This is a genomic window from Kitasatospora sp. NPDC048540 (assembly GCF_040651175.1).
Lineage (GTDB): Bacteria > Actinomycetota > Actinomycetes > Streptomycetales > Streptomycetaceae > Kitasatospora.
This window is the reverse complement of the sequence record NZ_JBEZIR010000031.1, coordinates 26,868-41,896: the sequence shown is the minus strand read 5'-3', so window position 1 is coordinate 41,896 and position 15,029 is coordinate 26,868. Positions and strand designations below refer to the sequence as shown.

Here is a 15,029-nt window from a genome sequence, read left to right as displayed (position 1 = left end):
CTTCACTGATCCCGGCGCCGCCCCCAGGTGGTGGCGCTCCCCGACCACCCAGCCGAACCAGGAGATGCCCCATGTCCTTCTCCCGTGCTCGCCGCGGCACCTTAGCGGTCGCCGTGTTCTCCCTGCTCACCCTCGCCGCCGGCCAGGCGGCCGCCGCCCCGGCCACCCCCACCGCGGCCCAGGCGCCCGCCGGTTCGGTCAGATCCGCCCAGGTCACCGAGGTCGAGCAGCAGGTGGCCCGCACCCTCGCCCTCTCGCTGGCCGACGCCGGCTGGCGCACCCGGGTCCGTACCGGCACCGGCGCCGGAGCGGCGGACCTCGGCCCGCTCGCGGCCGGTGCCACCGCCCCCGCCGCCCGGCAGCTCGCCGCCACCGTCACGGCGGCCGACCGGCGGATCGCCGCGGCCAAGGGACTCGGTGCCGACCTCGGCCCGCTGCTGCGGGTCCAGCTGGCCGACCCGTCGATGCGCGCCGCCCTGGAGGCCGGCGCGGAGCCGCTGGTGGCCGCGGCCGTCGGCGACGACCACGCCAAGAGCGTCACCGCGTACGACCGGACCGGCCGCGCGCACAGCCTGGACACCGCCGCGCTCCCCGCCCAGCCGGTCTACCTGGTCGACATCGACTCCGCGAAGACGATGACGGCGGGCCTGAAGGTGCTCAGCACCGAACTCGCCCGCAAGGGCCTCGGCAGCCCGGCGGCGGCCCCCGCCGCCCCGAAGGCCCAGGGCGGGCAGGCCGCGCAGGCCGCGGCCGGCTGGTGGGCCACCAAGGTCGACGCGATCGAGGTCTCGGACGACGAGGAGCCCTGGTTCAAGGGCGGTGCCGAGATGTTCGCCCTGGTCACCGGCTTCGGCCAGGACGGCACCCCGCGGGTCGACTCCGTCACCATGCCGTACCTCGACTACGACGGCACGGTCTACTACCCGAACCAGATCCTGGTGAACTGGTCGAACTACAAGTACAACCTGGCCGACGTCGTCCTGATGGAGGACGACGGCGACACCAACTACCTGGCGCTGGCCCAGGCCATCGCGGCCGTCCTGCTCACCATCGCCGACCAGGGCACCTACATCCCGCTGGTCAACGCGGTGCTGGCGGCCATCCCCAGCTCCTGGTGGACCGACGACCCGGACTACGTCGACTCCTGGTACACCCTCGCCAAGAACAGCTCCGGCCGGCTGAACGGCGCGGCCGCCAACGGCTGGATGAGCGTCTCGCCGTACTTCGTCCAGCAGTTCTGACCCACCGGCGGGCCGGGCCGGACCCGGCCCGCCGGGCTTGACGACGGCCCGGCCACCCGTTTGACTCCGGTCACGGGTGGCTGAGCCACTGCCACACCCGCGCAGCCGAGGAGACCGTCCGTGCCAGTCGAGATCATCGCCCGTCAGTCCGCCGTCGACGTCCTGGAGCACCGGCTGCGCGAGGACATCCTGGACGGCACCCACGGCCCCGGCGAACTGCTGCCCCCCGAACGCGAGCTGGCCGCCGGCTACGGCGTCACCCGCACCACCCTCAAGCACGCGCTCTCCCGGCTGGAGCAGGCCGGCCTGCTCAGCACCCGGCACGGCATCGGCACCCGGGTCCGGGACTTCCTGCGGGTCGGCGGCGCCGACCTGCTGCCGATGCTCGCCGCCCGCGACAACGGCTGGCTGGCCGAGGTCTTCGAGGTCCGCGGCCACATCGGCGCCCTGATCGCCCGCCGCGCCGCCGGCCGCCGCACGGTCCGCCAGGCCCGCCGGCTGGCGGAACTGCTCGAGGCGGTCGCCCAGGCCCCGGACGGGGACGCCGCCCAGCTCGCCGACGTCGAGGTCCACCGCGAACTGGCCCGGGCCACCGGCAACCGGGTGTACCTGCTGCTCACCAACACCCTCTTCAACGCCTACCTCCCGGTCCGCGCCGCGCTGCGCGCGCCGTTCGAGGACCCGGCCGAGGCCGCCGCCAGGCTCGCCCCCGTGGTCCGGGCGGTGGCCGACGGCCTGCCGGACGAGGCCGAGGCCGCCGCCACCCGCTACCTGCGGGCGACCGAGAAGATCATGCTGGGCTCGCTGCTGCCGCCCGGCGGCGCCCGACCGGCGGCGCCGCGCGCCTGAGCGGCGCACCGGGCGCCGACGCCCTAGCCTTCCTGGGGTGAGCAAGCCGGAGAACACGGGCGAGGTGTCGACGGAGTCGGCGCGCAAGCTGCTCCAGGCCGGGCTGGCCGATCCGCAGCACCTGCCGGAACGGCTCGCGCTGCTCGCGGTCAAGATGGAGGGCGCCAAGGCGCAGGCGGCCGTCGACCGGGCGCACGAGGCGCTGCCGGACGGGCCCGCCGGGTCGCTGCGCCGGCGGGTGATCGACCGCGGGGTGCGGCTGACGGTGGTCGAGGGCGGCGCGATCGGCGGCCCGTTCATGGTGCTGGTCCCGGTGGCGTTCTGCGCGGCGCTGCTCGCGCAGATCCGGATGACGCTGGCGCTGGCGGCGCTGGACGGGCGGGACCCGACGGTCCGGGACCGGGCCCTGGAGGTGCTGGTCCTCCAGGGGGTCTACCCCGACGTGGAGAAGGCCGACGAGGCGCTGACCGCGATCGAGAAGCTGCCGGGCCACGCCCCGGAGGGCCGTCTGCCGCGCGGCACCCGGCTGGCGATGGTGAAGCGGATGGCGTACCTGCTGGGCGTGATCGGACCGGCGGACGAGAAGCCGAGCCGCCTCAGGCAGGTGCTCGGCTGGGCCGCGGCGGCCGGCCTGATCACGGTCGGCATCTTCTTCCCGCTGGTGTGGATCCCGGCCATGGGTTTCGCCTACTACCGCGCCACCGGAGCCCTCGGGGCGCGGGCGGCGGCCTACTACGGGGCGACCGCGGCCGAGCTGGAGGCGGCGGAGGCCCGCGCCGAGGAGGGCGCCCGGCGGTGGAAGCCGTCGGCGGTGCTGGTGGTGGGCCGGACGGTGATCGCGACCGCGGTGCCGCTGCTCGCCCTGCTGGCGGTGATCGCCGCCGATGTGAAGCTGATCGGCAGCAGGCCGGCCGCCGCGGCGCTCGCCGTGATCGCGGTGTCGGTGGGGGTGGCGACCTGGCAGGGCATCCGGCACTGGCGCCGCCGCGACCGCTGACCGGGCGGCGTCACCCGGACGGCCCGGCGTGGGCGCGGGCCGGCCGCCGCCGTGATGGCGTGGGTCACGACCCTTGCTGATCGGCGGCCCGGAGGAGCGTGCATGAGTTCGATGGATCTGCCGGCGGACGGCAGGGGCGGCCCGGCCGCGGAGGTCCGAACCCGCGCGGCCCGGGCGGTGTCCGCCCCGCGGCTCAGCTGGCTGACCCTGGCGCTGATGACGACCAGTTCGGTCGCCAGCCTGCGGGCCGCGCCGACCATGGCGGTCTACGGCCTGGCCTGCGTGTTCCTCTACATCGTCCCGGCGATCGTCTTCCTGCTGCCGACCGCGCTGGTCTCGGCCGAGCTGGCCTCCGGCTGGGACGGCGGCGTCTACAACTGGGTCTCCCAGGGGCTGTCCAAACCGCTCGGCTTCCTCGCGGTGTGGTGCCAGTTCGCGATGACGATCTTCTACTACCCGAGCCTGCTCGCCTACGTGGCCTCCACCATCGCGTACGTGGTGAACCCGGCGCTGGCCAGCAGCGGGCTCTACACCGCCATCGTGATCATCGTCCTGTACTGGACCGGGGTCTGGGTCTCCGCACGCGGCACCGGCGCGGTGGCGGGGCTGGCCTCCTGGGGCCTGGTGATCGGCACGCTGATCCCCGGCGCCCTGCTGGTGGTGCTCGGCGGGGTCTTCCTCGGCCAGGGCAACGCCTCCGCGGCGCCGATGAACGCCTCGCACATCCTGCCCGCCTGGACCGGCCTGGCCAGCCTGGTGCTGATCGTCAACAACTTCCTCAGCTACTCGGGCATGGAGATGAACGCCGTGCACGTCTCCTCGCTGAAGGACCCGCCGCGGGAGTTCCCCAAGTCGATGTTCCTGGCGATGGGGCTGGTCCTGCTGATCTTCATCCTGCCGGCCCTGGCGATCAGCTGGGTGGTCCCGGCCGACCAGCTCAGCCTGACCGCCGGGGTGATGCAGGCCTTCGACGCCTTCTTCCAGTACTTCGACGTCGGCTGGCTGACCCCGGTGATCGCGGTGGGCCTGGTGGCCGCCTCGCTCGGCGGCATGCTCACCTGGCTGGCCGGCCCGTCCAAGGGCCTGCTGCTGATCTCCCGGCAGGAGGGCTACCTGCCGCCGTTCCTGCAGCGCCTCAACAGCCACGGCGTCCAGCAGAACATCCTGGTCACCCAGGGTGTGGTGACGACCGCGATCGCCCTGATGTACGCCTTCATCCCGAACGTCTCCAGCGCCTACTGGATCTTCTCGGTGATCACCACCCAGGTGTACCTGATCGTCTACCTGCTGATGTTCGTGGCAGCGATCCGGCTGCGCCGCCTGCAGCCCGAACACCCGCGCGGCTACCGGGCGCCCCTGCTGGTGACCCTGTGCGTGACCGGCCTGGTGGCCTCGGCGGCGGCGATGGTGATCGGCTTCGTGCCGTCCTCGCAGTTCGGCGGCGGCAGCGTCTGGGCGTACGTGCTGATCGTGGCCGGCGGCCTGCTGGTGCTCGGGGTGATCATCCCGTTCTGCTGCCTGAGGTTCCGCAAGCCGAGCTGGCGGACGGTGGACGCCGCGGACCCGGCCGCCGGCGGCGCGGCGTGAGCCCGACCAGGTTCGCCTCCGAGCACCGCTGGATCTACGTCGGCGCGATCGTGGTGCTGGTCGGGATGCTGATCACCGGGATCCTGGTCTACACCCAGCAGCACCACAACATCCAGGCCAACAAGAAGGCCCAGGAGCTGTCCGGGCAGCTCGAGGCGGCCGGCTACCGGGTGCCCGACCAGGACCAGATCGTCTCCACCCTGGGCACCAGCGGCGGCGCGGTCTGCGCCTCCCTGGGCAGCGTCCTGAAGAACGCGCTCTGGCTGCAGAACATCTCCAACGGCGCGGCCGGCCCGGGTCAGCGGCCGGTGATCGGCGACCGCCGCGCCATCGAGGTGGAGGCCCTGATCCTGGGGGTCTACTGCCCCGACGAACTGGTCAAGTACCAGGACAAGCTGGAGGAGATCAAGACCTCGGACACCGTCAAGAACTGAGACCCCAGGAGCCCGCCATGCCCCAGGACCCCACCGACGACGGTCTCGCCCGCCGGATCGCCGCTCTGATGCCCCGCGCCAAGGCCGACCTGGCCGAGCTGGTCGCCATCCCGTCCGTCGCCGACCCGCGCCAGTACCCGCCGCAGAAGTGCCGGGAGGCCGCCGAGTGGCTGGTGGCCGCGTTCACCGAGGCGGGGCTGCGCGACGTCCACCTCGCCGAGACCCCGGACGGCAGCCACGCGGTGCTCGGCCACCGCCCGCCGCCGAAGGGCGCCCCGACCGTGCTGCTCTACTGCCACTACGACGTGCAGCCGCCGCTGGACGACGCGGCCTGGACCTCGCCGCCGTTCGAACTGACCGAGCGCGACGGCCGCTGGTACGGCCGCGGCAGCGCCGACTGCAAGGGCAACGTCGTCATGCACCTCACCGCGCTGCGGGCACTCGGCGACGACGTCCCGGTCGGGCTGAAGTTCGTCGCCGAGGGCTCCGAGGAGCAGGGCACCGGCGGCCTGGAGGACTACGTCCGGGCGCACGTGGACGAGCTGCACGCGGACGCGCTGCTGGTCTGCGACACCGGCAACGCCGCCGTCGGCGTGCCCACCGCCACCACCACCCTGCGGGGACTGGCCAACCTCGTGGTCGGCGTCTCCACGCTGGCGGGCGACGTGCACTCCGGAATGTTCGGGGGGCCCGCGCCGGACGCCCTCGCCGCGCTGATCCGGATCCTGGACTCGCTGCGGGACGCCGACGGCGGCACCCGGATCACCGGCCTGGACGCCGACGGGCAGTGGGCCGGGGCCGGCTACGACGAGCAGCAGTTCCGCACCGACGCCGGGGTGCTGGACGGTGTCGCGCTGACCGGCACGGGCAGCGTCGCCGACCGGCTGTGGGCCAGACCCGCGGTCACCGTGCTCGGCATCGACTGCCCGCCGGTGGTCGGCTCGGCGGCCGCCGTCCCGGCCGCCGCCCGGGCCCGGGTGAGCCTGCGGGTCCCGCCGGGCACCGACCCGCGCACGGCACTGGACGCGCTCACCGCGCACCTGAAGGCGGCCGCACCCTGGGGCGCCAGGGTCGAGGTCGAGCCGGAGGGCACCGGCGCACCGTTCCGGGCCGCCACCGACGGCCGCGCGTACGCCGCGCTCGACCGGGCGATGCGGGAGGTGTACGGCAGGGAGATCTCCTTCCTCGGGCAGGGCGGCTCGATCCCGCTGTGCAACGTGCTCGCCGGGGCCTACCCGGAGGCGGAGATCATCCTGATGGGCGTGGAGGAGCCGCGTTGCCTGATCCACGCGCCGAACGAGAGCGTCGATCCGGCCGAGATCGAGCACATGGCCCACGTCGAGGCGCTGTTCCTGCGCCACTACGCCGAGACCGCCGCCCGGCGCTGAGCCGGCCGGCAGAGAGCAGGGAAGCGATGCCGAACCTGACCGCCGCGCGGCCCTTCACCGCGCGGGACTTCGCCGCCCGGACGGGCCGCGCGGCCGAGGCGGCCGCGGCCGCGGGCCTGGCGGGTCTGGTCGTCACGCCCGGCCCGGACCTGCTGTACCTCACCGGCTACCAGCCCGTCGCGATCACCGAGCGGCTGACCGCGCTGCTGCTGTCGGCCGGCCGCGAGCCGGTCCTGCTGGTGCCCAGGCTGGAGCGGCCGGACGCGGAGGCCTGCCCCGGCGCGTCCTCGCTGCGCCTGCTGGACTGGGCCGACGGCGCCGACCCGTACCCGGTGCTCGCCCCGCTGCTGGACCCGCACGGCAGCTACGGGATCTCCGACGCCGCCTGGGCGATGCACCTGCTGGGCCTGCAGGAGGCGCTGCCGGACAGCGGGTACCGCTCGCTCACCCGGGCCGTGCCGATGCTGCGGGCGGTCAAGGACGCCGACGAGCTGGAGCGGCTCGGCGGCGCCGGGGGAGCGGCGGACGCGGCGTACCGCTCGATCCTGGAGGTGCGCTTCGCGGGCCGCCGGGAGACCGAGGTCGCCGCCGACCTGGCCGAGCTGCTGCTGGAGTACGGCCACAGCCGGGTCGACTTCACGGTGGTCGGCTCCGGGCCGAACGGTGCCAACCCGCACCACGAGGCGGGCGAGCGGGTCATCACGGAGGGTGACACCGTGGTGCTGGACTTCGGCGGACTGCGGGACGGCTACGGCTCGGACACCACCAGGACCGTGCACGTCGGCCCGGACGTCCCGGCCGAGGTGCGCGAGGTGCACGAGGTGGTCCGGGTGGCGCAGCAGAAGGCGTTCGAGGCGGTGCGGCAGGGCGTGGAGTGCCAGGAGATCGACCGGGTGGCCCGCCGGGTGATCACCGAGGCCGGTTACGGGGAGTACTTCATCCACCGCACCGGACACGGCATCGGTTTGACCACGCACGAACCGCCGTACATGGTGGAGGGCGAGACCCAGCCGCTGGTGCCGGGCATGTGCTTCTCGATCGAGCCCGGGATCTACCTGCCCGGGCGGTTCGGTGTCCGGATCGAGGACATCGTCACCGTCACCGCCACCGGCGGCCGGCGCCTCAACAACACCCCGCACGAGCTGGGGATCGTGGCCTAGGCCGCCACGCCGCGTGACGCGGGCCACACCCATTGTGTGGCGTGGCTCACATTGGCCGCAACTGGCTGATGGATCGTCAGATCGACTGACGGCCCGTCATATCCATTGTCAGACAGTATGCCTGATAGCTGACGGAGTGTCAGTGGAGCGCGGATCAGGGCCAGTTGGGATGAGCGGCGGTCAGCCCATTCGGGCCGCCGCAGGGCTACCATCGACGGGTTGTCCGCTTTCGGCCCGAAGCGAGTGGACGGGGACGAGGACGAGGAGCGCACGACTGTGACCACGCCGACCGGCACACTGCAGGAACAGGCACCCGACACGGAGCGGCCCGCCGCCCCGCTCGCGGTGTACCCGGGGCGCCCCGCGCCCGCGGCCCGCACCCTGGTCGAGCTGCTGGACGCCACCGTGCAGGCCCACCCCCAGGAACCCGCCCTCGACGACGGCCGCACCACCCTCAGCTACGCCGCCCTGGCCGCCGAGGTCGAGACCCAGCGCCGCCGGCTGGCCGCCGCCGGGATCGGCACCGGCGACCGGGTCGGCATCCGCGTCCCCTCCGGCACCAACGACCTCTACGTCTGCATCCTGGCCGTCCTGGCGGCGGGCGCCGCCTACGTCCCGGTGGACGCCGAGGACCCGGACGAGCGCGCCGAGCTGGTCTTCGGCGAGGCCGAGGTGGCCGCCGTCCTCGGCGCCGACCGGGCACTGACCGTGACCGGCGGAACCCGGCCCGCCCGCCCGGCGGGCCGGCCGACCCCGCAGGACGACGCCTGGATCATCTTCACCTCCGGCTCCACCGGCAAGCCCAAGGGCGTCGCCGTCACCCACCGCAACGCCGCCGCCTTCGTCGACGCCGAGGCCGCGCTCTTCCTCCAGGAGGAGCCGATCGGCCCCGGCGACCGGGTGATGGCCGGCCTGTCCGTCGCCTTCGACGCCTCCTGCGAGGAGATGTGGCTGGCCTGGCGCTACGGCGCCTGCCTGGTACCCGTCCCGCGCTCCCAGGTGCGCAGCGGCGCCGACCTCGGCCCCTGGCTCGCCGACCAGGAGATCACCGTGGTCTCCACCGTGCCCACGCTGGCCGCGCTGTGGCCTGCCGAGGCGCTCAACGAGGTGCGGCTGCTGATCTTCGGCGGCGAGGCCTGCCCGCCCGAGCTGGTGCAGCGCCTGGTCACCGAGGGCCGCGAGGTGTGGAACACCTACGGCCCCACCGAGGCCACCGTGGTCGCCTGCGGCTCCCTGCTCACCGGCGACGGCCCGGTCCGGATCGGCCTGCCGCTGGACGGCTGGCAGCTCGCCGTGGTCGACGAGGCCGGCGACCCGGTACCGATGGGCGGCAGCGGGCAGCTGGTGATCGGCGGCATCGGCCTCGCCCGCTACCTCGACCCCGAGAAGGACGCCGAGAAGTACGCCCCGCTGAAGTCCATGGACTGGGAGCGCGCGTACCGCAGCGGCGACCTGGTCAAGGCCGAGCCCGAGGGCCTGCTCTTCCTCGGCCGCGCCGACGAACAGATCAAGCTCGGCGGCCGCCGGATCGAACTCGGCGAGGTCGACGCCGCCCTCCAGGCACTGCCCGGGGTGCAGGGCGCCGCCGCGGCCGTCCGCACCGCCCGCGGCGGAAACCAGCTGCTGGTCGGCTACCTGGTCACCCAGGACGGCTGGGACCACGCCGCGGCCGTCGAACGGCTGCGCGCCGAGCTGCCCGCCGCCCTGGTCCCGCTGCTCGCGCCCGTCGAGTCGCTGCCCACCCGCACCTCCGGCAAGGTCGACCGGGCGGCTCTGCCCTGGCCGCTGCCCGAACTGGAGGGCGCCGGCCCCGCCGAGCAGCTGTACGGCACCGAGGCCTGGCTCGCCGAGCAGTGGACCGAGATCCTCGGCGTCCCGGTAGGCAGCGCCCAGGACGATTTCTTCGCCATCGGCGGCGGAAGCCTCGCCGCCGCCCGGCTCACCACCCTGCTGCGCACCCGCTACCCGTCGGCCGCGGTGTTCGACATCTACCAGCAGCCGGTCCTGCGCAAGCTGGCCCGCCACCTGGAGCGCTCCGCGCAGGGCGACGGCGCCGCCCGGACCGTCGAACCGGTCCCCGCCCGGGCCGGGATCGTCCAGCTGCTCCTGCTGCTGCCGCTGTTCACCCTGGTCGGCCTGCGCTGGACCACCCTCCTGCTGGCCCTCGGCAACGCACTGGCCTGGTTCGGTGCCTACCCGTGGGCGCCGACCGCCTCCTGGTGGGTGGTGCTGCCGATGGTTGCGGCGCTGTTCAGCCCGCCCGGCAAGGTGGCCGTCGCGGCCGGCGGCGCCCGGCTGCTGCTGCGCGGCGTCGAACCGGGCAGCCACCCGCGCGGCGGCCCGGTCCACCTGCGGCTGTGGACCGCGGAGCGGCTCGCCGAGCTCAGCGGCGCGACCGAGCTGTCCGGCTCCTGGCTGGTGCGCTACGGCCGCGCGCTCGGCGCCCGGATCGCCCCCGACGTCGACCTGCACTCGCTGCCGCCGGTCACCGGCCTGCTGCGGCTCGGCAAGGGCTGCGCCGTCGAGGCCGAGGTCGACCTGTCCGGCTACTGGCTGGACGGCGACCGGCTGGAGATCGGCCAGATCCGGGTCGGCTCCGGCGCCGTGGTCGGCACCCGCAGCGTGCTCTTCCCGGGCTCCCGGGTCGGCAAGCGCGCCCAGGTCGCCCCCGGCTCCGGCGTCACCGGCCAGATCCCGACCGGCCAGCGCTGGGCCGGTGCGCCCGCCGTCAAGCTCGGCAAGGCCGACCGGTCCCGCCCCGGGCAGCGCCCGCCGCGCCGGGCCCGCTGGGCCGCGCTGTACGGCGCCAGCGGGCTCGGCCTGAGCCTGCTGCCGGTGGTCTCCGCGCTCGCCGCCCTCGCCGTGCTGGCCCGGTTCGTCCACCCCGGGGACGGCCTCGGCGCCGCACTCGGCGGCGCGCTTGCCGCGGTGGTACCCGCCACGCTGGCCTTCGGCCTGGTCTACGCGGTGCTGCTGGTCGCCGCCGTCCGGCTGCTCTCCCTGGGCCTGCGCCCCGGCTACCACCCGCTGCACGGCCGGATCGGCTGGCAGGCCTGGACCGTCAGCCAGCTGATGGACCTGGCCCGCGAAACGCTGTTCCCGCTCTACGCCGGCCTGATCACCCCGGTCTGGCTGCGCGCCCTCGGCATGAAGGTCGGCAGCCGGGCCGAGGTCTCCACCGTGCTCGCCCTGCCCAGCCTCACCACCGTCGGCGATGGTGCCTTCCTCGCCGACGACACCCTGATCGCCCCGTACGAGCTCGGCGGCGGCTGGCTGCGGCTGGGCGAGGCCGAGATCGGCGAGCGGGCCTTCCTCGGCAACTCGGGGATGACCGCGCCCGGCCGGGCCGTGCCGGACCGTGGCCTGGTGGGCGTGCTGTCCGCCACCCCGAAGAAGGCCAAGAAGGGCAGCTCGTACCTGGGCATGCCGCCGATGCGGCTGCCGCGCGCGGCCGACTCCGGCGACCAGAGCCGCACCTACGACCCGCCGGCCCGGCTGCTGTGGGCCCGCGGCCTGACCGAGCTCTGCCGGATCGTCCCGGTGCTGGCCTCGGCCGCCCTCGGGGTGCTCACCCTGGCGGCGCTGGCCTGGCTCGCCACCGCCGGATCCCCGCTGCTCGCCGCGGCGCTGTCCGGTGTGGTGCTGCTCGGCGCGGGCGCGCTCGCCTGCGCGGTGTCGATCGCCGCCAAGTGGCTGCTGGTCGGCCGCTTCCGGGCGGTGGAGCACCCGCTGTGGAGCGGCTTCGTGTGGCGCAACGAGCTGGCCGACACCTTCGTCGAGGTGCTGGCCGTGCCGTGGCTGATCGGAGCGGTGCCCGGCACCCCCGTGCTCAACCTGTGGCTGCGCGGGCTCGGCGCCCGGATCGGCCGCGGCGTGTGGTGCGAGAGCTACTGGCTGCCGGAGGCCGACCTGGTCACCCTCGGTGACGGGGTCAGCATCAACCGCGGCTGCGTCCTGCAGACCCACCTCTTCCACGACCGGATCATGCGGATGGATACTGTGGTCCTCCGCGAGGGCGCCACGCTCGGCCCCGGCGGAATCGTGCTGCCGGGCAGCACCATCGGGGCCCGCAGTACGCTCGGGCCTGCCTCGCTGGTGATGCGCGCGGAGTCCGTCCCCGCCGACACCCGCTGGCTGGGCAACCCGATCGAGGCCTGGCAGGCGTAGCGCCCTACCCCACGGGCGCGGTTTTCCGTAAGACGGCAGGGAGAGTTCGCACCGTTGAGCCCCAAGCAGGCGCCGCACCTCGGCGTCGACCCGTACTTCCCCACCCACGGTGACACCCGGTACCGGGTCCACCGGTACGAACTGGCCCTGGACTACAAGCCCGGCCCCAACCGGCTGGGCGGCTCCGCCCGGCTGACCGCGGTGGCCGGCGGTGAGCCGCTGCGGGAGTTCACCCTCGACCTGAACGACTTCAGGATCGGCCGGGTGCTGGTCGACGGCCGCGCCGCGCACTACACCCACCGGGGCGGGAAGCTGCGGATCCGGCCCGCGAAGGCGCTCGCGGCCGGCGCCGCGTTCACCGTCGAGGTGCACTACAGCGGCAACCCCAAGCCGGTCCGCAGCCCCTGGGGTGGCGTCGGCTGGGAGGAGCTCACCGACGGCGCGCTGGTGGCCAGCCAGCCGATCGGCGCACCGTCCTGGTACCCGTGCAACGACCGGCCCGCCGACAAGGCCTCGTACCAGATAGCGATCACCACGCCCTCGCCGTACTCCGTGCTGGTCGGCGGCCGGCTGCTGACCCGCACCACCCGGGGCTCCACCACCACCTGGGTCTACGAGCAGGCCGCCCCCACCTCCAGCTACCTGGTCTGCGTCTCGATCGGCCAGTACGAGCTGCTGCGGCTCGGCGGCCCGGACACCGGCGAGGTGCCGCAGCAGGCCCACGTACCGGCCCGGCTGGTGCCGCAGGCCACCCACGACTTCGGGCGGCAGGGCGCGATGATGCGGCTGTTCGAGGAACTGTTCGGGCCGTACCCGTTCGACGGCTACACCGTGGTGGTCGCGGACGAGGAGCTGGACGTCCCGGTCGAGGCGCAGGGGGTGGCCACCTTCGGCACCAACCACGTCGACGGCGCCCGCGGCTCCGAACGGCTGATCGCCCACGAGCTCGCCCACCAGTGGTTCGGCAACAGCGTCACGGTCGCCGACTGGCGGCACATCTGGCTCAACGAGGGCTTCGCCAAGTACGCCGAGTGGATCTGGTCCGAGCGCTCCGGCGGCCGGCCCGCCGCCCACCACGCCGCCGTCGCGCACAGCCTGCTCGCCGGCCTGCCGCAGGACCTGCGGCTGGCCGACCCCGGCCGGGACCGGATGTTCGACGACCGGCTGTACGAGCGCGGCGGACTCGCCGTGCACGCGCTGCGCTGCGCGCTGGGCGACGAGTCCTTCTTCCGCATGGTCAAGGACTGGACGACGCTCAACCGGCACGGCGTGGTCGGCACCGCCGGCTTCACCGCGCACGTCCGGCGCTACCCCTCACGGCGGCCGGTGGACGGGGTGCTGGAGGCCTGGCTGCACGAGACGCTGCTGCCGCCGCCGCCGATCCCGGGCTGAGCCGGGCGGGCGGTCAGGCGTCGTTCGGCCACTCGTGGATGACCTTGCCCTGGGCGCCCGCCGTCAGGTAGCCGACGGCTTCGTACGCGCCCAGGAGGTAGTACCGCAGGGTGATCTCCGACGCGAACCAGCCGTAGTCCACCTTGATGTAGCGCATCGTGGGGCTGGACACCTTGAGATCGGCCTCGGCCGTCTTGAAGACGGTCGGGATCTGGTCCCAGTTGATCTGGGAGAGGTCGGCGATCTGATCCGAGCCGATGCTGCTCCCGGGCTCCGAGGTGAGCTTGCCGTTGCGGTAGGTGACGTCGTCGTACACCTTCGGGTTGGACTTGTTGACCACCTCGGCCGAGGCGTAGTCGTCGTAGATCGTCAGATCGACGACCTTGGTGGTGCCGAGCTGGGCGCGGATCGCCTCCGTGACGGCCCGCGCGCCGTCCGGGGTGAGCAGGCTCTTGCCGCCCGGGGCGGCGGCCGCCGGAGACGCCGCCTTCGGCGCGCCGGTGGTACCGGAGGCTGTGGCGGGCGCCCCCGTGCTCGTGGTGACGGACGGGTGGGTGCCCGAGCCGGTGGTGTCGCCCGAGGTGCCGGAGTGGCCGGGGCCGAGCAGGCCGGTGTTCAGGCTCCAGCCGAGCAGGCCGACCAGCGCGACGCCCGCCACGGCGGCGACGATCAGCGCGTTGCGGCGGCCCTTCGACGCCGGACCGGGCTGCGCCCACGGTGCCTGGGTGGGCCCGGTGCCGTACCCGGCCGGGCCGAACCCGCCGGTGGGGTGGCTGCCGCTGCCGTACCCGGCGGCCGGGTGGCCGGTCATCGGGCCGGTCGGGCCGGTGGGGTACGGGGTGGTGCCGTTCAGCTGGGTCGGCTGGTACGGGGCCGTGCCGTTGAGCTGGGTCGGGGCGAACACCGACTGGCCGCCCGCGGTGCCGTCGATGCCCTGCTCGGCGGCGGCAAGCAGCCGGTCCAGCTGCTCGGCGTCCGGGCGGGCCGCGGGATCGCGGGCGAGCAGCGCCGCCAGCGTCGGCCCGAGCGGGCCGGAGCGCACCGGCGGCGGCAGCGGCTCGTCCAGCACCGCGGCCAGGGTGGCCAGGCTGGTCGAGCGGCGCAGCGGATGGTGGCCCTCCACCGCGACGTACAGCATCATGCCGAGCGACCACAGGTCGGAGGACGGGTTGCCCTCCTGGCCGCGGATCCGCTCCGGGGCGATGAACTCCGGCGAGCCGATCAGCGAGCCGGTGGCGGTGAGGCTGGTCGACTCGCTCAGCGCGGCGATGCCGAAGTCCGTCAGCACCGGGGTGCCGTCGGTGCGCAGCAGCACGTTCCCGGGCTTCACGTCGCGGTGCTGGATGCCCGCCGCGTGGGCGGCCCGCAGGGCGGACAGCACACCGCGGCCGATCCTGGCCGCCTCCGGCGCCGACAGCGGCCCCTGGGCCAGCCGGTCCTGCAGCGAACCGCCGCTGACCAGCTCCATCACCAGCCAGGGGTGGGGGAGTTCGGCGGTGTCGACGATGTGGTAGATGATCACCACATGGGGGTGCTGGAGCCGCGCCAGGGCCTGCGCCTCGCGCAGCACCCGCTCGCGCAGCTCGTACGCCGCCGCCGGGTCGGCCGCCAGCATCGCCGGGTCCGGCGGGCGGACCTCCTTGAGTGCCACCTCGCGCTGCAGGAGGGTGTCCCGCGCACGCCACACCAGGCCCATGCCGCCGCCGCCGAGTCGTTGCAGCAACTCGAAGCGGCCGTCGATGAGCTGGGCTGCGGGCTCCCCTGTAGTCATGGCCGTCATCGTAGGGGTTCCCGCGGACAGCCCTTGACGGGGG

Annotated in this window: 10 protein-coding genes; 9 read left to right on the top strand and 1 reads right to left on the bottom strand. The window is 74.3% G+C overall.

Going from position 1 to position 15,029, the window contains the following annotated elements; all coding sequences use genetic code 11:
- The first annotated feature begins 71 nt into the window (after positions 1 to 71).
- The 9 genes from AB0D08_RS15135 (at position 72) to AB0D08_RS15095 (ending at position 13,215) form a co-directional block, all read left to right on the top strand.
- Positions 72 to 1,241, top strand: coding sequence for a DUF3103 family protein (locus AB0D08_RS15135; protein WP_033819442.1), 1,170 nt, complete (start codon positions 72 to 74; stop codon positions 1,239 to 1,241).
- A 120-nt stretch (positions 1,242 to 1,361) separates the two neighbouring features.
- A complete protein-coding gene (locus AB0D08_RS15130; protein ID WP_359888967.1) occupies positions 1,362 to 2,090 on the top strand; it encodes a GntR family transcriptional regulator in 729 nt (242 codons plus the stop codon).
- 37 nt (positions 2,091 to 2,127) lie between these two features.
- Positions 2,128 to 3,087 carry a hypothetical protein gene (locus AB0D08_RS15125; protein ID WP_149038040.1) on the top strand — a complete coding sequence of 320 codons (960 nt, stop codon included), beginning with the start codon at positions 2,128 to 2,130 and terminating at the stop codon, positions 3,085 to 3,087.
- Positions 3,088 to 3,189: 102 nt separating this feature from the next.
- Positions 3,190 to 4,674 (top strand): amino acid permease, encoded by a 1,485-nt coding sequence (locus AB0D08_RS15120; protein WP_033819441.1) that lies wholly within the window; start codon positions 3,190 to 3,192, stop codon positions 4,672 to 4,674.
- Positions 4,671 to 5,108, top strand: coding sequence for a hypothetical protein (locus AB0D08_RS15115; protein WP_359888964.1), 438 nt, complete (start codon positions 4,671 to 4,673; stop codon positions 5,106 to 5,108). Before AB0D08_RS15120 ends, AB0D08_RS15115 begins: the two co-directional genes overlap by 4 nt.
- Before the next feature lie 17 nt (positions 5,109 to 5,125).
- Entirely contained in the window at positions 5,126 to 6,496 is a 1,371-nt protein-coding gene (locus tag AB0D08_RS15110) for a dipeptidase (RefSeq protein WP_359888961.1), read from the top strand.
- A 26-nt stretch (positions 6,497 to 6,522) separates the two neighbouring features.
- Positions 6,523 to 7,656: an aminopeptidase P family protein gene (locus AB0D08_RS15105; RefSeq protein WP_033819438.1), complete on the top strand. Its 1,134-nt coding sequence runs from the start codon at positions 6,523 to 6,525 to the stop codon at positions 7,654 to 7,656.
- Positions 7,657 to 8,001: 345 nt separating this feature from the next.
- Entirely contained in the window at positions 8,002 to 11,823 is a 3,822-nt protein-coding gene (locus tag AB0D08_RS15100) for a Pls/PosA family non-ribosomal peptide synthetase (protein WP_359889013.1), read from the top strand.
- A gap of 54 nt (positions 11,824 to 11,877) precedes the next feature.
- Positions 11,878 to 13,215, top strand: coding sequence for a M1 family metallopeptidase (locus AB0D08_RS15095; RefSeq protein WP_359888958.1), 1,338 nt, complete (start codon positions 11,878 to 11,880; stop codon positions 13,213 to 13,215).
- A 13-nt stretch (positions 13,216 to 13,228) separates the two neighbouring features.
- Here AB0D08_RS15095 and AB0D08_RS15090 read toward each other — a convergent pair whose 3' ends face one another.
- A complete protein-coding gene (locus AB0D08_RS15090; protein ID WP_033819445.1) occupies positions 13,229 to 14,986 on the bottom strand; it encodes a serine/threonine-protein kinase in 1,758 nt (585 codons plus the stop codon).
- Between the last annotated feature and the right edge of the window lie 43 nt (positions 14,987 to 15,029).